Raw genomic sequence first — 17,584 nt, 5'->3', positions numbered from 1 at the left:
CGTCATCGGTCGGAGGTGACGGCGAGCAGCGCCATGTCGTCGTTGCGCGGTCCGCCCACGTGCCGGTGGACATCGGTGACCAGTGCCCCCAGCAGCTCCGCCGGCTCGCCGAAGCCGACCCCGGACAGGCGGGTCACCGGGTCGTAGAAGCTGCCGCGGGTGTCGCGGGCCTCGGTGACGCCGTCCGTGCACAGCAGCAGCGTCGAGCCCGCCGGGAACGGCACCCTGTCGACCACCACGGACCCCTTGTCCAGGCCCACGCCGAGCGGCATGGCGAACCGCGAGGGATCGGCGGACCGCACCCCGCCCTCCGTGAGCAGCAGGGGCGCCGGATGGCCGAGGTTGACGAGCAGCACCTCCCGCGCGCCGCGGGGGAACTCGGCCAGCACCACCGTGGCGAACCACTCCAGCGCGTCCAGCCGTCCACGCCGCACGATCTCCCGGCACAGGGCACGGTGCATCTGCGCGGCCACCGCGGCGAGTGTCGCCTCCTCCCCCGCGGCCATCCGGAAGATGCCGAGCACCAGCGTCGCCGCCTCGACGGCCTCCATGCCCTTGCCGCGGACGTCCCCCACAACACACCGCAGCCCTCGGGGGGTGTCCTGCACCGCGTACAGGTCCCCACCGATCCCGGCCTCCTCGTCCGCCGCCTCGTAACGCGCGGCGATCCGCAACGGGCCCGCGCGTGTGGGCGGTTCGGGCAGCACCGCCCGCTGGACGGTCGCGGAGATGGACCGGGCCGACCGCAGGCGCACCTCGCGGGCGTGGAGCACCCGGTTGATCCACACGGCCACCACCGCGACCACCGCGACGGACAGCAGCTCGCTCATTCCGGCGAGCGTGGGCAGGTACCGGTAGCGGGCGATGATCGCCAGGTCGGCGGCGATCGCCCCGAGACCCACCAGCATGGTCCCGTTCATCGACAGCACCAGGGCGGCGAGCATCGGGGCGACGGAATAGAACGCCGTACCGGTGTACTGGGCGGGGGTGAGGTAGTCCACCGCGGCGCCGCAGGCCAGGAGCGTCATCGGGAGCGCACGGATGTACCAGGCCACGTCCTTGTGGCCGTCCGGGCCCCATGTGTCCGCCCTCCCCACGCGTCCTCCCGGGGTCCGTCCCACGACTGTCACCCCAGACTCCCCAAACGCGGCACCGCCGGCCACCCCGGGCCCTCTCCGGGGTGAATCGCCCACCTCCGGAGGGTGCTCAGCGGCGGCGGAGGTACTCCAGCCCCTTCTCGCGCAGGGCGCGGTGCAGCCCGTCGTAGGCGGGCGCACCGTCCAGGACGGACTTGGCGAGCTTGGCGACCACGGTGTAGTTGGTGTCCACCACGTTGCCGATCGGCGCCAGCCCGGCCTGGCTGACCAGCTGGTACGCGTCGAGCTGGTGCAGTCCGGTGAGGGACGCCGTCCAGCCGATGAGATCGTGCTGACTGATCCGGTAGGCGTCCTCCAGCGGGCGCACCGACCCGGTCGACATGAGGTAGCGGTCGTCCTCCAGGCGCGGCCAGGCCGGCGCGCCGCCCTTGATCAGGTCGATCACGACCACGGTGTGCATCGCGGCCTCCACGGCGGTGCCGCAGACCTCGCCCTCGCCCTGCCGGGCGTGGCCGTCGCCGATCGACAGCAGGGCACCGGGGACGTTGACGCCCAGGTAGAGGGTGGTGCCCGCGCGCATCTCGGGGGTGTCCATGTTCCCGCCGTGCGCGCCGGGGGTGATGCTCATGATGACCTCGCCGGCCGCCGGCGCGACACCGACGGTGCCGTGCATCGGGTCCAGCGGCAGGTCGACGGTGTGGTCGGAGAACCGGGCCTGGAAGCGGCAGCTGTTGCGGTCGCGGTCGATGCCGTACCGCCAGACCACCTCCTGCAGCGGGTCGTGGAGCATCGCCGTGGAGTGGGTCGTGGTCAGCGCGCCGAAGTGCGGGAAGGTGGTGGACACCGCCCAGTCCCGCGCCGGCGCGATGTCGACGAAGTGCACGGCGAGGGTGTCGCCCGGCTCCGCGCCCTCGACGTGGACCGGACCCGTGACGGGGTTGAGGTAGGGGAACTCGCACACCCTGCTCGGGAGGTCGTCCGCCCCCTTGACCCGGCCGCCGAAGCAGTCCTCGGTGAAGAGCTCCACGATCGTTCCGGGGCGCACCCGCAGCAGCGGCTCGCGGCCGCCGAAGGTGTAGGCGTACTGCTCGGGGGACGGGTGGAGCGTCACGACGTCGATGTCACTCATGCGTTTCCGGCCTCCTCGGCCGCGGAGTTCTCGTTGGGCAGTTCGGGACGGCGGCCCGCGAGCAGCAGGCCCACCAGCAGGACCACGCCGATCGCCAGCCAGAGGAAGCCGAGGCGCTGGGCGGCGACCTTGGCGTTGATCACCACGTAGGTGAGGATCGCGAAGCCGATCGCCGGTGCGACCAGGTGGCGCCACCAGTCCCGGCTGCCGCGGCGGACGACGTAGTGGACGACAACGGAGACATGGAGCACCAGGAAGGCCGTCATCGCACCGAAGTTGACCAGGGAGCCGAGCAGTGTGATGCCGTCCGAGCGGGAGTTCATGTACAGGCCCAGCCCCAGCGAGACCACCGCGACGAGGAAGGTCGCGTTGACCGGGACCCGGCGGCGGGCGTCGATCCTGGCGAGGAATCCGGGCAGTTGGCGGTCGCGGGCCATCGCGAAGAGCAGCCGGGAGGTGGCCGCCTGGGCGACCAGGGAGTTGGCGAAGCCCCAGGCGATGGCGGTGGCCAGGGCGCTCAGCGTCCCCAGCCAGGCGCCCCCGGCCACGCGGGCGGCGTCGTAGAACGCGGTGCCGTCCGGGTCGCCGTCGCTGACGAGCGTCTGCGGATGGGGCACGAGCATGGCCGCCACCCAGGTCTGCACGATGAACAGCACGCCGGCGAGCAGCAGCGCGGCGACCATCGACCGGCCGATCGCCTTGGCGGAGTCGCGGTTCTCCTCGGCCAGGGTCGAGATCCCGTCGAAGCCGAGGAAGCTGAGGACCGCGATCGACACCGCCCCGAAGACCAGGGACCACGAGAAGGTGTGGGCGTCGTAGAAGGCGTGGAAGCTGAAGCCGTTGCCCTTGCCCTGCGCGACCGCGACGACACCCACCACCAGGAAGATCGCCAGCACGACCAGTTCGGCGGCGAGCATGATCTTGTTGATCCTGGCCGTCATCTCGATGCCGAACCAGTTCACGACGGTGTTGAGCACCACGAAGCCGATCAGCCAGAGCCACACCGGCACCGAGGCGACCAGCGAGTTCATCGCGACGGCGGCGACCAGGTAGAGCAGCGCGGGCACCAGGATGTAGTCGAGCAGGATCATCCAGCCGGACAGGAAACCGAAGGGCGCGCCGATGCCCCGTCCCGCGTAGGAGTACACCGACCCGGCCATCGGGAAGGCCCGCGACATCTGCGCGTACGAGTGCGCGGTGAACATCATCGCCAGCATGCCGACGGCGTACGCGAGGGCGACCATGCCGCCCGCGCCCTGGAAGACGCCGCCGAAGATGCCGAACGGCGCGATCGGCACCATGAAGACCAGGCCGTAGACCACCAGGTCCCAGAAGCCGAGCGACCTCGCCAACTGCTGTGTGTAGCCGTATGTCTCGAGTCTTTCCCCACCCCGTGCGCTGTCGCTCACGTCGCCTCCCCGGCGGCCGCGGTCCCGTGACTGGCGGGGTGATCTTAGGGGGCGTGCCGGGGACAGGGGAACGCCTGCGACAGAAGGTTTCGGGCGACCGTGCGGTGCCGGCGGGACGAGCCGCGTCGGGGGCGATGTCAGTGCCCCGCCCTAGAGTCATGCGTATCGAGAGGGCCGTGCCTGCCTGACAGGCACTCAGGTCCTGTTTTCCAAGGCTTCCTTGCGCTCCGCACGAAGAAGGGTCAGCCATGCCCGCGACCACCGGATCCACCACCTACCTCGAACTCTCCGAGGAGGGCAGCGGCGCCCACAAGTACTACGAGGTGCGGCACTCGGGCACCGAGGTGACCATCACCTTCGGGCGGATCGGCGAACAGGGCCAGACGCGTTCGGCCGGCTACCCGACTGTGGAGAAGGCGTCGGCCGCCGCGGCGCGCAAGGTCGGCGAGAAGGTCCGCAAGGGGTACGCGCCGGCGGTGCGGGGCGTCCGTCAGCGACGCGCGGTCACCCGGCGCGAGATCACCAGCAGCCGTTCGACGGCGCGTCAGGCCCCCGTCCTGTGGCGCTTCTCCTCCGGAGCCCCGGCTTTCGGCATCTTCGTCGGCGAGGACCACGTCTGGATCGGCAATCAGCGCGGCGACGTCTTCACCCTCGCCCACGACGGGCAGGTGACCGGCCGCTTCGGCCTGCCCGACGGCGTGAAGTGCATCGTCGCCGACGACTTCTGGATCTACGCGGGCTGCGACGACGGCCGCGTCTACGACCTGAGCGGCAAGGTGCCGCACGTCGCCTACGAGATCGCCGAGGACGTCGACATCTACTGGCTCGACATCCACGACGGGGTCCTCGGGGTGTCCGACGCCCAGGGCGGTGTCACCACCGTCGACCACGAGGACGAGTTCCAGTGGCGGCGTTCGGGTGCGGGGGACAGCGCCTGGATGGTCCGCTGCGACGACCGGGGCGTCTTCCACGGCGACTCGCGCGGCGTGGCGATGTACGGAGCCCGCGACGGCGTGCCGCTCTGGTCGGTCGCCACCCAGGGCCCGGTGCTGTTCGGGTGGCAGGAGGCGGACGAGGTGTTCGCCGGTACCGCCCGCGGCTGGGTCCACCGGCTCGCCAAGGTCGACGGCGCCGAGCGCGCCCGGTACCGCTGCGACTCCGCCGTCTTCTCCTGCGCCACCTCGCCCGACGGCCGCTACGTCTTCGCCGGCGACAACACCTCGTCCATCTACTGCTTCGCCGCCGACGGCACGCGGCTGTGGAAGCTCGGTACCGGCTGCGGCTCGGCCTACTCCATGCAGTACCGCGACGAGCGTCTCTACATCGTCACCACGGACGGCTCGCTGGCCTGCATCGACGCGAGCGAGAGCGCGGTGCGCGAGGCGGAGGGCGGCCGGCTGCCGCGGACCGCGGACGTCAAGGCCACCGGATGGGAGCGGGTCACACCCGCGCGGGAGCTCGCCACGGTCCACGTCGCGCCGGCCGCCCCCGCGGACGGCATCATTGTCGAGTGTCTGGGGGAGGGCTCCCGCACCCGTATACGCGTGGTCTCGCCGGGCTACGACCCGTCCTGGCACGTGCAGTTCCCCAAGGACATCCGTGTCGTGGGCGCCCGCTACGTGGTCTCCGAGGTCCTGGCCTCCACGCGCGGCGGCTTCTACCGGGCCCGCGGGGACATCAAGCGCCTCCTGTGAACGGCCCTCCCGGGCCCGCGGCCGCCCGCGCGCGTCCGGCGAGGTCGTACGGCGTCACCTGCCAGGTTTCCTCCACAAATGTACATTTACATGGTGAACGACCGATTGGCACTGCTCTCCGCCGTCGAGAAGGGCATCACGGAAGGCGAGGTGCTCCGGCTCGCGATCCAGCAGGCGGTGGCCGGATTGGGCGGGCTGGGCGGAACGGTCCACCTGTGCGGGCCCATGTCCGCGCTGCGCCTGGTGTCGACCGTGGGGCTGTCCCCGGCCCTCGTGCGGCACTGGGAGATCATCGATCAGGACAGCGCGGCCGTACCGGCGCGCGTGCTGGACCGGGACGACGGGCTGTGGGCCCCGCACGGGGCCGCCGGGAGCGCGCAGCCGCCCGGAACGCGGGCGTGGCCCGGCACGGGTCTGGCGGCGGTGCCCCTGTCGGACGGGGAGATCCCGGTCGGATCGCTCACCGTCGTCACCGGTTCCGGTGGAGAGCCGACGCGGGAGCAGTGGGAGTTCTTGACGGCGGTGGCCGCGTGGACGCAGGAGCGCATGGGCCAGTCCCCGCCCCCCGCCCGCCCCCTCCACGAGGACCCCAGCGGCACCGGTCTGCGTCAGGCCCTCAAGGCCGTCGAGGTGGGCACCTGGGACTGGAACATCCGCACCGGCGACCTGGCCTGGGACGACGCCGCCATGGCCGTCTACGGCACCGACCCCGCCGACTTCGTGCCCCGGGTCGAGAGCTGGATGAAGGTGGTCCACCCCGACGACCTGCCGTGGACACTCGCCGCCGCCGAGAAGGCCATCCGCAACCGGGGGGTGTTCGAGGCCGAGTACCGCGTGCGGCGTCCGGACGGCGGTTACGCGTGGACCGAGACCCGCGCCAAGGTGGTGCTCGACGACACCGGCGAGCCCTACCGGATGATCGGCACGGCGTGGGAGAGCAGCGACTCCCGCTCTGCCCGTGCCGCGCTCAGCCGCGCCCTGCGGCACATGAGCGACGGCTTCCTGTCCGTGGACGACGACTGGCGCATCACCTTCGTCAACCTCATGGCGGAGACCATGCTGGGCTCCCCCGAGGAGGAGCTCTTCGACCGCGTGCTGTGGACGCTGCCGTCGTTGCGGCAGATACCCGGCCTGGAGGCGCGCTGCCGCGAGGCCGCCGCCAAGGCGGTGCCCACGAGCTTCGACGTGGGGCTGCCGGACCGGGGGGCCTGCTTCCATCTGCGGCTCGTGCCGGTCCCCGACGGCGTCACTCTGTACTTCACCGATGTCACCGACCGGCGGCGGCGCGAGGCCGAACGGGTCGCCTCCGAGCGGGCCTCCACCGAGCGCTCGGCCCGGATCGCCGAACTCACCGCGGCCCTCGCCGCGGCGACCACGTCGCGCGACGTGGTGGACGCGGTCGCCCAGCGGGTGCTGCCGCCGTTCGGCGCCTCCGGTCTGCTGGTGCAGGCGATCGAGGGCGACCGCGTCTACACCGTGGGCTCCGTCGGCTATCCACAGGCCTTCCTGGACGGCCTCGAGGGCCGTCCGCGGGCCGTGGAGGACCCGGGCTGGCAGTCGCTGTCCACCAGTGAGCCGCTGTTCGTCTCCTCCGCCGAGGAGTACGCGGAGCGGTACCCCACCATGGCCGACCGTCCGCGCATGATCGGGAAGCAGTCGTGGGCCTTCCTGCCGCTGATCGCCTCCGGTCTCACCTTCGGGATCTGCGTGGTCGCCTTCGACGGGCCCCGCCGCCTCACCGACGAGGAACGCACCCTGCTGAGCACCATCAGCGCCCTGGTGGCCCACGCCCTGGAACGCGCGCGGCTGTACGACGCCGAGCACACCCGGTCCCGGGAGCTGCAGAGCGCCCTGCTCCCCCAGCAGCTGCCCGCCCTGCAGTCGTGCTCGCTCGCCGCCCGCTACCTGCCGACGGAACAGGGCGCGGACGTCGGGGGCGACTGGTACGACGTCATCCCGCTGTCGGCCGGCCGGGTCGCGCTCGTGATCGGCGACGTGATGGGCCACGGCCTGTCCGAGGCCGTGACCATGGGCCGGCTGCGCACCGCCGTCCACACGCTCGCCGGCCTGGAACTGCCCCCCGACGAGATCATGAGCCACCTCAACGACATCGTCAGCGGCCTCGGCGAGGACTCCTACGCCACCTGCCTGTACGCGCTGTACGACTCCACCACCGGTTCGTGCAGCATCACCCGCGCCGGGCATCCGCCGCCGGCCGTCGTCCATCCGGACGGCACGGTCCACTTCCCCGAGGCGGCCCCGAATCCTCCGCTGGGCGCGGCGGAGCCGCCGTTCGAGACCGTCGAGATGGAGATCCCGCGGGAGAGCCTGCTGGTGCTCTTCACCGACGGGCTGGTCGAGTCGTCCGAGCGGGAGATCGACCAGGGCCTGTCGGACCTCGCGCACCTGCTGCGCAGCTCGGACGGCGAGGACCTGGACCGGCTCTGCGACACCGTCATCACCAATCTGCTGCCCGCCGGGCGCACCACCACCGACGACATCGCGCTCCTGATCGCCCGCATGCACGCCCTCCCCGCGGACCGGATGGCCTCCTGGCCGCTCCCCCAGGACCCGCAGGCGGCCGCGCTCGCCCGCGGGCTCGTCCGGGACCAGTTGTCGGACTGGGAGCTGGACGAGCTGACGCCGACGACGGAACTGCTGGCCAGCGAGCTGATCGGCAATGTCGTCCGGCACGCGAAGGGGCCGATGCGGCTGCGGCTGCTGCGGGACACCGAGCTGATCTGCGAGGTGGCCGACGGCAGCCTGACGATGCCCCGTATCCGGCATCCTTCCGAGACGGACGAGGGCGGCCGGGGGCTGCAGCTCGTCGCCTCGCTCTCCCAGCGCTGGGGCACCCGCTACACCTCGAACGGCAAGTGCATCTGGACGGCACAGCAGGTGCCCGGCAACGGCGCGCCCGTCCCGCCGCTGGAGGAATTCGACGTGGACGCCGTGCCGCCCCTCGCCTGAGTACCCGGGACCCCACAGAATGGACTCTGTACGCATATGTCCGTTACTGGCGAGGTGCGAGAGGTGGTGCCATGGAGGGAATCGCCGACATGGGCGGCACGGACGGCTGGGGCCGTGTCCGTCCGCCGCGCGGCGACGAACCGGTCTTCGCGGAACCCTGGCAGGGGCGCGCCTTCGCGCTGGGGATGGCCTCCATCCGGCTCGCCTGCGGCGGCCTCAACGCGGACGCCTTCCGCCACACGGTCGAGCGGCTGGACCGGGCGGCCTACCTGGACGACGGCTACTACGGGCGCTGGCTCAACGGCGCGGAGCTGATGCTCACCGAGACCGACTTCCTCGCGCCGGGCGCGATCGACGCCCGCGCCCGCAACCTGCTCGGCGAGCACACGGCCGAGCCGCCGGCGCCCGAGCACCCCAGGCCCGCGCCCGCACCGGCCCAGGACGGCTGGATGCGCGCCGTGGACAGCCCGCCCGCTTTCGCCGTCGGCGAGCGTGTCCGCGCCAAGGACATCTCGCCGCCCGGTCACACCCGGATGCCGGGCTATGTACGGGGGCACGCCGGCGTCGTCGAGGCGATCCAGCCCGCCGCCGTACTGCCGGACACCAATGCCCACTTCAAGGGCGAGCATCCGCAGCACGTCTACTCGGTGCGCTTCGACTCACGGGAGTTGTGGGGCACCGGGTCGGAACCCTTCGAGGTCACCGCCGAGTTGTACGAGAGCTACCTGGAGACACTTTCATGACCACCGCCGGACCGGGCGTGCGCCCGCCCGTGGCGCTGCGCGCCGAGGCCCTGGAGCAACTGCTCACCGAGCGGGGCCTGATCGACCCGAAGGTGATGGACGGGCTCATCACCGAGTACGAGACCACCGTCGGACCCCTGAACGGCGCCAAGGTCGTCGCGAGGGCGTGGACCGACGCGGAGTACCGGCGCCGGCTGCTCGACGACGGGACCGCCGCCATCGCGGAACTGGGCTTCACGGGGCCGCAGGGCGAGCACATCGTCGTCGTGGAGAACACCCCGGCCGTCCACAACGTCGTCGTGTGCACGCTGTGTTCGTGCTACCCGTGGCCGGTGCTCGGGCTGCCGCCGGGCTGGTACAAGGACCCGGCCTACCGCGCCCGCGTGGTCAAGGAGCCGCGCGCCGTACTGTCCGAGATGGGCCTGGACCTCGACGACGACGTGCGGATCGTCGTGCGCGACTCCACCAGCGAGGTGCGCTGGCTGGTGCTGCCCGAACGGCCGCCCGGCACCGAGCACCTGACCGAGGAGCAGCTCGTGCCGCTGGTCACCCGGGACGCCATGGTCGGCGTGGCCAAGGCGAGGACCCCGTGACCGCCCCGCTCGACACCGAGGGGCCGGCGGCCCCGCCGCGCTCCAACGGGGAGTTGATGTTCGCCGAGCCGTGGGAGAGCCGCGCCTTCGGCATGGCCGTCGCCCTCTACGAGGCCGGCGCGTTCACCTGGCCGCGGTTCCAGGCCGCGCTGATCACCCGGATCGCGGTCTGGGAGGCAGAACACGACCAGGACGGCGAGCCCTGGAACTACTACCAGCACTGGCTCGGCGCCCTGGAGGACGTGCTCGCCGGCCAGGGCACGGTGTCCGACGCCGAGGTCACCGCCCGCGTCCGGGCCCTGGACCGGCGTCCCGCGGGCCACGACCACCCGCACTGACCCTTGCCTCCGGGCCGGCGGCCGTGCTTGCCGCCGGCCCGAGGGCTCCAGGGGCTCGTCAGGAGCGGTAGGTGTTGCGGGTGTAGGCCAGGCTCAGCGGGGCCGTGTTGCCGAAGTACGCCGAGACCAGGTACGCCGGGTCCGGCGCGATGGAACCTCGCTGGAGGTCGCTGCCGTCGTTGGTGTCGTCCCAGCCCCACGGCGTGTGCGCCGCGTTGTCCTTGCCGTTGTCACCGGCGAAGGTGCCCCATGAGGCGTACGGCGGGTTGGTGTTGCGGCGCTCCCACAGGCCGCCCGCGCCGAAGATGTCGACGAGCTGGTAGCTCGCGGCCTGGTCGTTGCCGCTCCTGGGCACGGTGCCGCCGGTGCGGCTGGGGCGGTAGACGATGCCGTCGCCGCCCGCGAAGTCGACGCCGTCCCAGTTGTACATGCCGTGGCCGCGGGCCTCCTGGAACACCAGCGGGTGCTGCGCACCGTCGTACGCCTGCGTGAACAGGGTGCCGTCGACCGTCTCGCGGTTGCCGGTGAAGGGGCTGCCGGCCGGGACGTAGGAGTAGTAGTTGTCGTGGGCCTGGGTGACGGCCGCCTGAAGGCTGCCGTAGGTGCTGCCGTCCTTGCGGACGACCTCCAGCACGCCCTCCATGTCGTTCTCGTGGCCCGTCAGGTTGAGCGGGTAGTCCTTCCAGTCGCGGGGGTGGAAGAACGCGTACGTGATGAACCAGTGGGTGGAGGTCTCCACCACCGAGTAGTACGCGGTGCCGGTCAGCCGCTGGGTGTCGGCGTCGAGGTTCTCCCAGTTGTTACGGGTGTTCCAGTCGCCGTCGTAGTCGACGGGCGAGAGGTAGTCGGCGGTGTAGTACGCCGACGACGTGTCCTGGTAGTGGAGGGGGGCCCAGCGGTAGGCAAGGTCCGCGTCGGTCGGCACGGCGGCCCGCGCCGGGCCGGCCGCCACGAGGGAGGCGACGGAGAGGAAGAGCGTCATCGCAGCGGCGCCGAAGGCTCGCCAGGGCTTCATGGAGGGCTCCGAGTCAGGAGGAGGGACGCGCAACGAGGCGGCGTTACTCTCCTGGCACCCAATGACGCTTTGTACGTTGCCTGTTGGCCCGCGCGTTAACGTCGGCGGGACGATGTGGGCGGCGGCGGCCCGGCGCAGGGGACGTACCGTCAGATGTCCCCGTACGGCGGGCCGACCGGGTCGGCGGGAGGCCTGGGAGGCCTGGGAGGCCTCAGCCTTCCGCGGTGCCGCTTGCTTCCTCGCCGCCGCGGCCGCGTCCACCGCCCGCGGCCGTCCTGCGGCGCCGCACGGGCGCCTGGTCCACCGGGCCGAGGCGCCGCGCGCTCCACATGGCCAGCGGTTGCAGGGCCTGCACGAGCGTCCGGCCGTCGGGGGCGAGGCTGTAGCGGATCTGCACGGGAGTGCTGGGCACCACCGTGCGCTCGATGAGCCCCTCGGCCTCCAGCTCCTTCAGCCGCTGAGCGAGCAGGCGGTCGGAGATGCCGGTGACCATGGCCCGGTACTCGCCGAAGCGGCGGGCCCCGTGCGACGCGGCCTCCAGGATCCCGCCCGTCCAGCGGCGCCCGACCAGCTCCAGGGCGCCCTGCAGGTTCGGGCAACTGCTGTCGTCGATGCCGCGGACCTGGCGCGGCCGGGGTGACGGGGTACTCGCTTCCACTTACCCAAGATTAGCACCTAATACTTTCTTTGTTTCGGAGCGGCTGTCTGACCGACCGTGGACACATGGCCGGTCACGGACCCCCGCCTTCCCGGAGCGTGTACCGCTCAGGGGCGGAATCCGCTGATCAGAGGCCCTGGACGCCGCCTGCCGGCAGCCGATGCCGGCGGCGCGCACAGAACCGCCCTCCACCCCGGAAGAGACCATGGCAACCCTGCTCCACATCGACTCCTCCCTCCACGCCGGCACGGACTCCGCCTCCCGCACCGTGGCCCGGACGTTCCGCGACGCCTGGCAGGCCCAGCATCCCGACGGCACCGTGCTCTACCGCGACCTCGCCGCCGACCCGCTGCCCCACTTCGCTCTGCCCGCCTTCTCCGCGGCCCTGGTGGACGCCGATGCCCGCACCCCCGACCAGGCCGCGGCCTTCGCCGGGCGCCTGGCGCTGATCGAGGAACTGGAGCGCGCCGACGCGGTGCTCCTCGGCGCCCCGATGTACAACTTCACGATCCCCTCGACGCTCAAGAGCTGGATCGACCAGGTGCTCCTGGTCGGCCGCACCACCGGCGAGGACTCCACCGTCAAGGACCTCCCGGTCACCGTCGTCGCCAGCCGCGGCGGCTCCTACGCGCCGGGCACGCCCCGGGCCTCGTCCGAGTACGTGCAGAACTACCTGCGTTCCATCCTCGGCGAGTACATGGGCTTCGACGTCGACTTCATCGTCCCCGAGCTGACCGCGGCGGCGTCCAACCCGGCCATGAGCGAGCTCGTCCCTCTCGCCGAGGCGTCCTGGGCCAGGGCGCTGGAGGACGCCGCGGTCAAGGGCAAGGACATCGCGCTGCGCGTCGCCGCGAGCTGACGCCGCGGCGCGCAGGCGACGACGGCGCTCGCGTCCGGAACAGGATTCCGGACGCGAGCGCCGTCGTCGTGCTCAACGATCACGGGGCCGCAGCACACCGTCGGGGTCGTAGCGCCGCCGCAGTGCGGCCACGCGCGCACCCGTCTCCCCGGGGTAGGTACGGGCGAAGGTCTCCTCGTCGGGGTCGCTCTCGAAGTTGACGTAGGCACCGTCGGTGTGCGGAAGCAGCGGCTTCCACGCCGCCGACAGCGTCGCCCGGTCGCCGGGAGGAAAGGCCGTGGCGGTGACAAGGGTCCGCTGGTGACGGTGCGGGTAGGCCGTCGCGGCGGGGTCCATGTCGTTGACCGCGCCGCCCAGCGACCGCATCTGGATCAGCACGGGCTCCGGGGCGGTGACCGCCGCGACCAGACCGCGTGCGGCTTCCGGCGTCATCCGCGTGAGCAGGCCGTTGGTGGTGACCACGGGCATCTGACCGCTGTGTCCGTGCAGTTGGGCGGTGGAGAGCAACTGCGGGTACGGGAGGACGTAGGCCTGCTGCAGAACGGTGTCGCCCAGGCCGGCAAGCGGTTCCAGCGCGCGCCGGACGACGGACTCGCTGTCGGAGGCCACGATCGCGGTGACGGAGGCGACCGCGAAGGACCCCTGGCCGGAGAGGTTCACCGCGGTGGACAGCTCCCGGGGCGCCGCGGCCATCATGGCTGCCCAGCGGCGCAAGGCCGTACCGGCGGGGTCCACCACGACGGTCGCCTCGGCATAGCCGATCCTGCCGAGCTCGACCGCCTCGATCTCGAAGGCGGTCGCGATCGCCGTGCCCGCTCCGGCCCCGCGCATGACCCACAGCAGATCGGGCTCGTGCTCGGCGTCGGCGCGGACCACTGAGCCGTCGGCGAGCACCACCTCGACGGCGCGCACGTGGTCGATGGTCAGCCCGTACGAGCGCACCAGCCAGCCGATGCCCCCGCCGGTGGCCAGCCCGCCCACGCCGACGTTGCCGTGGTCGCCGGAGCTGATGGCGAGCCCGTGCGGGGCCAGTGCCCGGGCGACCTCGGCCCAGCGGGCACCGGCCTCCACCCGCACCAGGCGCGCCCCGCGGTCGAGGACCCGTACGCCGCGCATCGTGCTCAGGTCGACGACCAGTCCCCCGTCGTTGGTCGCGGCGCCCGACAGCCCGTGACCGCCGCTGCGGACCGCCACGTGCAGCCGCTGGTCGGCGGCGAAGGCCAGGGCGCGCGCCACGTCGCGCGGGGACTCCGGCAGCGCGACCAGGGCCGGGCTGCCGGTCCGGGTGTACGTCGACCGGAGCGCGCCGTAGCGGCGGTCCCCCGGCGCGACGAGTTTGCCCGCGAGTCCGGCGGGCAGCGGGTGCGGGACGGCGTTCATCGGGCGCTCCGCAGGCGTGCGACACGCTCGCGGACCGCCGGGACGACCTCTTCGGCGAACACGGCGAGCTGCTTGTCCGGTTCGGCGGCCGGCCAGAAGACGAAGGTGTCGAACCCGAGGCCGACGGCCCATTCGCTCAGGGTGTCCGCCCAGTGCCCGGCATCGCCGGTGAGCCCGGGCAGCCCGCGCCGGTCGCCGATCGTCCCGATGACGTTGTAGACGCGGCGGATCGACGCCGGGGCGCGCCCCGCCGCCTCGGCCGCCTCGTCGATGAGCCGCTGCGCGCCGGGCACCCGCTCGGGCGGCACGTAGATGTTCAGCGGGGAGATCCAGCCGTCGGCGGCACGGCCGGTCAGGGCGAGCATCCTCGGCTTCTGCGCGCCGAGCCACACACCGACCGGCGCGGGGGGCACCGGTCCGGCCCGGTAGCCCTCGACGGTGTGGTGCGCGTCGCGCAGCCGCACCGGCCCGCCGTCGAGGGCGCCGCGCAGCAGGCCCAGCGCCCCCTCGGTGAAGTCGACCATCGCCGCGCCGCTGCGGGGCAGGCCGCCCATGGAGGCGATGGCCTCAGGGAAGGCTCCGCCGCCGACACCGAGCTGGACCCGTCCGCCGGTGAGCACGCCCAGCGACGCGGCGGCCTTCGCCAGCATGGTCGGTGGTCGCAGTTGGAGATCCGCGACGTCGGTGAGGAACGAGATCCGGCGGGTCGTCCCGGAGAGGTGCCCGATCAGGGTCCAGGCGTCGAGATGGCCGGGCTGATACGGGTGGTCCTGGACGGCGAGATAGTCCAGGCCGCGCGCCTCGGCTTCGTGCGCGAGCGCCCTGGTGCCGGGCAGCATGTCGACGTCGGGGTCGAGGCTGAGCCCGAACGAGAGGGGGTGTCCGTAGTCATTCATGCCTCCACGCTGCGCACCGCGCCCCGCGGCACAAAGTCGAAGGTGAGTTACTTATCCGAAGTAAGTGGCCGCGCGGGCGGAGGCAGGCGCGTCGCTCGCTTCGCGGGCCGGGCGCGGTGCTGGGAAAATCGTCGGAAAGACCTGTTCCGGGCGGGAGCCCGGACCGGCACCACCCCCACCCGGAGCGACCCCGCCGGGTCGCCGGGGACCGGCGACGGGACACCGAGCTGTGGACCAGTTACTGGCCAAGATCCTCCAGGCGCACGGCGGCAGTGACCGCTACGCGCGGTTCTCCCAGATCCGCGCGACAATCGTCACCGGCGGCGGGCTGTGGGCGATCAAAGGGGTGCCGCAGGATCCCGACCCTCGGGAGATGACCGTCCGGCTCCACGAGGAATGGGCGTCGGTGCGGCCCTTCGGGGCGCCCGACCAGCGGACCGCGTTCACCCCCGGCCGCGTCGCGATCGAGCGTACGGACGGGACCGTGGTCGCGGAGCGCCCGGACCCGCGCGCGTCCTTCGCGGGACACGAACTCGCCACGCCCTGGGACGGCCTGCAGAGGGCCTACTTCAACGGCTACGCGATGTGGACCTACCTGACGACCCCCTTCCTGCTCGCCATGCCGGGGGTGACGGTCACCCCCCTCCCGGACCTGCACGAGAACGGCGAACAGTGGCACGGGCTGCGGGCCGCCTTCCCCGAGGACATCGCCAGTCACAGCCGCGAGCAGGAGTTCTGGTTCGGGGACGACCTGCTGCTGCGTCGCCACGACTACCGCGTCGACGTGGCGGGCGGGTTCCCCGCGGTCCAGTACGTCCACCACTACATCGAGGCCCAGGGACTGCGCATGCCCTCGAAGCGCCGTGCCTACCGCTGCGGCGACGACGGCAGGCCCCTGCCGGACGAGTTGATGGTCGCGATCGACATCAGCGACCTGCACTACAGCTGAGGCGGATGGCACTACGTCCCCGGATAGTGCTCCTCGGCCCAGCGGCTCAGCGCGGTGAGGGCGGGACGCAGCGCGGCGCCCGCATCGGTCACCTCGTAGCGGACCCGCAGCGGGGGCCCGGGGTCGACGTCCCTGACGACGAGTCCCGCCTCCACCAGCTCGGTCAGCCGCTCGGAGAGCATGCGCTCGCTGATCCCGGGGACCGCGCGGCGCAGTTGGGCGAAGTAGGTCGGCGACCCGGTCAGCACGGCCAGGACGAGGCCGGTCCAGCGCTTGCCGAGCAGCCCGAAGACGCGTGCCAGGGTGGCGTCCACTTCACGGTACGGCTCCTCGGGTTCGGCCGGTCCCGGCCCCCCGCTCATCCCGGTACCGGGAATACCGGGGGCGGGAGTGCGCGAGCCGCGGCCGGCAGCAGGGCGACGTCCCTCATGCGACCGGATCGCCAGGGACTGGGACCTGGGCGGGAGAAACGGGCGACCACGAGCCGAAGACCGCGGCCTGGCCGTGCCGTTGGCCGTCGGCGTCCACGAGGTTCCACATGCAGACGTCCTCGATCCAGAAGCTGCTGCCGTCCTTGGCCAGCCGCAGACCCCGGTAACCGTCGGCCCAACCGCGGTCGTTGACGGCCGCGAGGAGTGCCTCCCGGTCCTCCTGGCCGCCGGGACCGGCCGACAGACGCGAGGGCAGGCCGACGAATTCCTCCCAGGAGTAGCCGAAGCACTCCTGCGCCGTGCGGTTGGCGTAGACGAACCGCGGGTCGGCGGAGGTGTCGTGCACGAGCAGCCCGAACGGCGCGTCCTCGTACAGCCATGCCGCGGCCTCGTCCTCCGAGGACCAGACCGGCGGGCACAGTCCCACCCCCACCAGGCTGCGGTGGCTGTCCAGGAGCAGGGACGCGAACCGGGAACTCCGCACCGCGTCGGTGGACACCGGCGCGGCCGCGGGCGAAGGTGCCGGTGCGCGCCCGGGCAGGTCGTTCCCCGCGCTGCTGTTCGGCTCGGTCACGGACATCCTCCACTGGATCGGCGGCACGGCACGGGCACGTGGTCGTGACGCGGCCCGCAGTGATTCTAGGTCGCCGGATCCGGGGGCGAGCAGGCGTGCGAGGGGTGGACGGACCTCGCCTCGCCCCTGCCGGGTACCGGCCGCTCCGCGTTCACGTCGTCGCATCCGGGCCGTCATCCGCGTCGCCACGAGGGCAGCGGTGGCAGGTGACGGAGCGCCAAGACGTGGCATGGACCCCCCATCCCGTTAACCGGGGATTCTTGGGAAAAGCGGAGGTGATAGATGTACTGGGCCGGTATTCGCGTGATCGGCCGCTTTTCCACAAAGCTCGATACGGAGATGAAGACGCAATGTTCCAGCGCATCATGGTCGCCATCGACCCCACCCCCGCCCGCCACTCCGCCCTGCGCATGGCCCACGGTCTCGCGCGGCTCTCCGGCGCCCAGGTCCACGTCGTGCACGTCGCCACCTCCGCCGTCACGTACAACACGGTCCTGCCGCTGGAGGACGACGACGAGGCCAAGGCGATCCTGGCCGAGGCGCTCGCCGGGTTCCGCGAGGACGGCATCGAGGCCGACGGCGCGCTCGCGACCGGCCTGGTCCAGCAGGTCCCCGACACCATCGCCGAGGAGGCCGAGAAGTTCGGGGCCGACCTGCTGGTGCTCAGCCCGCACCACCGCAACTCCCTGGCGGCGCTGTTCAACCCCCGTGTCAGCGACGCGATCGCGCACCGCGTCGACATAGCCGTGCTCCTCGCCCCCGAGGACGCCGAGGCCGACGCCGGCTGATCGTGCGACGCACGGGCCGGTCGGTGAACCAGCCGTGAAGGCAGCAGGCCCGGTCCCGCAC

The 17,584-nt window shown here is 72.2% G+C and carries 17 protein-coding genes; 8 read left to right on the top strand and 9 right to left on the bottom strand.

Annotated features, from left to right (window positions below; genetic code table 11):
* Positions 1-2: 2 nt before the first annotated feature.
* The 3 genes from ABZ883_RS19565 to ABZ883_RS19555 form a co-directional block, all read right to left on the bottom strand.
* Positions 3-1,097, bottom strand: a complete 1,095-nt coding sequence (locus tag ABZ883_RS19565; protein WP_360907513.1) for a PP2C family protein-serine/threonine phosphatase — start codon at positions 1,095-1,097, stop codon at positions 3-5.
* A gap of 109 nt (positions 1,098-1,206) precedes the next feature.
* A complete protein-coding gene (locus ABZ883_RS19560; protein ID WP_360907511.1) occupies positions 1,207-2,226 on the bottom strand; it encodes an acetamidase/formamidase family protein in 1,020 nt (339 codons plus the stop codon).
* The gene (locus ABZ883_RS19555; protein WP_360907509.1) at positions 2,223-3,578 is read right to left on the bottom strand and encodes an APC family permease; all 1,356 of its coding nucleotides are present in this window, start codon (positions 3,576-3,578) and stop codon (positions 2,223-2,225) included. Before ABZ883_RS19555 ends, ABZ883_RS19560 begins: the two co-directional genes overlap by 4 nt.
* A 305-nt stretch (positions 3,579-3,883) precedes the next feature.
* Between ABZ883_RS19555 and ABZ883_RS19550 the strand changes: the two genes are divergently transcribed.
* The 5 genes from ABZ883_RS19550 (at position 3,884) to ABZ883_RS19530 (ending at position 9,973) form a co-directional block, all read left to right on the top strand.
* Positions 3,884-5,329: a WGR domain-containing protein gene (locus ABZ883_RS19550; protein ID WP_360907507.1), complete on the top strand. Its 1,446-nt coding sequence runs from the start codon at positions 3,884-3,886 to the stop codon at positions 5,327-5,329.
* 93 nt (positions 5,330-5,422) lie between these two features.
* On the top strand, positions 5,423-8,299 hold the full coding sequence (locus ABZ883_RS19545; RefSeq protein ID WP_360907505.1) for a SpoIIE family protein phosphatase: 2,877 nt from the start codon (positions 5,423-5,425) through the stop codon (positions 8,297-8,299).
* A gap of 71 nt (positions 8,300-8,370) precedes the next feature.
* Complete coding sequence (gene nthB / locus ABZ883_RS19540; protein ID WP_360907503.1) at positions 8,371-9,042, top strand: nitrile hydratase subunit beta; 672 nt, start codon at positions 8,371-8,373, stop codon at positions 9,040-9,042.
* The gene (gene nthA / locus ABZ883_RS19535; RefSeq protein ID WP_360907501.1) at positions 9,039-9,635 is read left to right on the top strand and encodes a nitrile hydratase subunit alpha; all 597 of its coding nucleotides are present in this window, start codon (positions 9,039-9,041) and stop codon (positions 9,633-9,635) included. Before nthB ends, nthA begins: the two co-directional genes overlap by 4 nt.
* Entirely contained in the window at positions 9,632-9,973 is a 342-nt protein-coding gene (locus ABZ883_RS19530; RefSeq protein ID WP_360907499.1) for a nitrile hydratase accessory protein, read from the top strand. Before nthA ends, ABZ883_RS19530 begins: the two co-directional genes overlap by 4 nt.
* 58 nt (positions 9,974-10,031) lie before the next feature.
* Here ABZ883_RS19530 and ABZ883_RS19525 read toward each other — a convergent pair whose 3' ends face one another.
* The gene (locus ABZ883_RS19525) at positions 10,032-10,988 is read right to left on the bottom strand and encodes a hypothetical protein (protein ID WP_360907497.1); all 957 of its coding nucleotides are present in this window, start codon (positions 10,986-10,988) and stop codon (positions 10,032-10,034) included.
* Between the two features lie 211 nt (positions 10,989-11,199).
* A complete protein-coding gene (locus ABZ883_RS19520) occupies positions 11,200-11,646 on the bottom strand; it encodes a helix-turn-helix domain-containing protein (protein WP_360907494.1) in 447 nt (148 codons plus the stop codon).
* Positions 11,647-11,851: 205 nt separating this feature from the next.
* On the opposite strand from ABZ883_RS19520, the gene ABZ883_RS19515 reads away from it, so the two are divergent.
* Positions 11,852-12,505 (top strand): NAD(P)H-dependent oxidoreductase, encoded by a 654-nt coding sequence (locus tag ABZ883_RS19515; protein ID WP_360907492.1) that lies wholly within the window; start codon positions 11,852-11,854, stop codon positions 12,503-12,505.
* Between the two features lie 72 nt (positions 12,506-12,577).
* On the opposite strand, the gene ABZ883_RS19510 is transcribed toward ABZ883_RS19515, so the two are convergent.
* Positions 12,578-13,885 (bottom strand): FAD-binding protein, encoded by a 1,308-nt coding sequence (locus ABZ883_RS19510; protein WP_360907490.1) that lies wholly within the window; start codon positions 13,883-13,885, stop codon positions 12,578-12,580.
* Positions 13,882-14,781 (bottom strand): LLM class flavin-dependent oxidoreductase, encoded by a 900-nt coding sequence (locus ABZ883_RS19505; RefSeq protein WP_360907488.1) that lies wholly within the window; start codon positions 14,779-14,781, stop codon positions 13,882-13,884. The genes ABZ883_RS19510 and ABZ883_RS19505 overlap by 4 nt, the downstream gene beginning before the upstream one ends.
* Positions 14,782-15,010: 229 nt before the next feature.
* Here ABZ883_RS19505 and ABZ883_RS19500 point away from each other — a divergent pair, with 229 nt between their 5' ends.
* Positions 15,011-15,730, top strand: a complete 720-nt coding sequence (locus tag ABZ883_RS19500) for a hypothetical protein (protein ID WP_360907486.1) — start codon at positions 15,011-15,013, stop codon at positions 15,728-15,730.
* Between the two features lie 11 nt (positions 15,731-15,741).
* On the opposite strand, the gene ABZ883_RS19495 is transcribed toward ABZ883_RS19500, so the two are convergent.
* On the bottom strand, positions 15,742-16,092 hold the full coding sequence (locus ABZ883_RS19495; RefSeq protein WP_360907484.1) for a helix-turn-helix domain-containing protein: 351 nt from the start codon (positions 16,090-16,092) through the stop codon (positions 15,742-15,744).
* A 64-nt stretch (positions 16,093-16,156) separates the two neighbouring features.
* Entirely contained in the window at positions 16,157-16,735 is a 579-nt protein-coding gene (locus ABZ883_RS19490; RefSeq protein ID WP_360907481.1) for an MEKHLA domain-containing protein, read from the bottom strand.
* 350 nt (positions 16,736-17,085) lie between these two features.
* Between ABZ883_RS19490 and ABZ883_RS19485 the strand changes: the two genes are divergently transcribed.
* Entirely contained in the window at positions 17,086-17,523 is a 438-nt protein-coding gene (locus tag ABZ883_RS19485; RefSeq protein ID WP_360907479.1) for a universal stress protein, read from the top strand.
* Positions 17,524-17,584: the final 61 nt, after the last annotated feature.

Origin of the sequence: Streptomyces sp. NPDC046977 (assembly GCF_040644455.1) — a bacterium.
Classification (GTDB): domain Bacteria; phylum Actinomycetota; class Actinomycetes; order Streptomycetales; family Streptomycetaceae; genus Actinacidiphila.
The sequence above is the reverse complement of the archived record's forward strand: the minus strand, read 5'-3'. Positions and strand labels throughout refer to the sequence as shown.

What these genes read in the sequence shown, in the direction of transcription:
- ABZ883_RS19560 (WP_360907511.1), bottom strand. Translation starts at nt 2,226, where the DNA reads ATGAGTGACATCGACGTCGTGACGCTCCACCCGTCCCCCGAGCAGTAC.
- ABZ883_RS19550 (WP_360907507.1), top strand. Translation starts at nt 3,884, where the DNA reads ATGCCCGCGACCACCGGATCCACCACCTACCTCGAACTCTCCGAGGAG.
- nthB (WP_360907503.1), top strand. Translation starts at nt 8,371, where the DNA reads ATGGAGGGAATCGCCGACATGGGCGGCACGGACGGCTGGGGCCGTGTC.
- nthA (WP_360907501.1), top strand. Translation starts at nt 9,039, where the DNA reads ATGACCACCGCCGGACCGGGCGTGCGCCCGCCCGTGGCGCTGCGCGCC.
- ABZ883_RS19525 (WP_360907497.1), bottom strand. Translation starts at nt 10,988, where the DNA reads ATGAAGCCCTGGCGAGCCTTCGGCGCCGCTGCGATGACGCTCTTCCTC.
- ABZ883_RS19515 (WP_360907492.1), top strand. Translation starts at nt 11,852, where the DNA reads ATGGCAACCCTGCTCCACATCGACTCCTCCCTCCACGCCGGCACGGAC.
- ABZ883_RS19510 (WP_360907490.1), bottom strand. Translation starts at nt 13,885, where the DNA reads ATGAACGCCGTCCCGCACCCGCTGCCCGCCGGACTCGCGGGCAAACTC.
- ABZ883_RS19505 (WP_360907488.1), bottom strand. Translation starts at nt 14,781, where the DNA reads ATGAATGACTACGGACACCCCCTCTCGTTCGGGCTCAGCCTCGACCCC.
- ABZ883_RS19495 (WP_360907484.1), bottom strand. Translation starts at nt 16,092, where the DNA reads ATGAGCGGGGGGCCGGGACCGGCCGAACCCGAGGAGCCGTACCGTGAA.
- ABZ883_RS19485 (WP_360907479.1), top strand. Translation starts at nt 17,086, where the DNA reads ATGTTCCAGCGCATCATGGTCGCCATCGACCCCACCCCCGCCCGCCAC.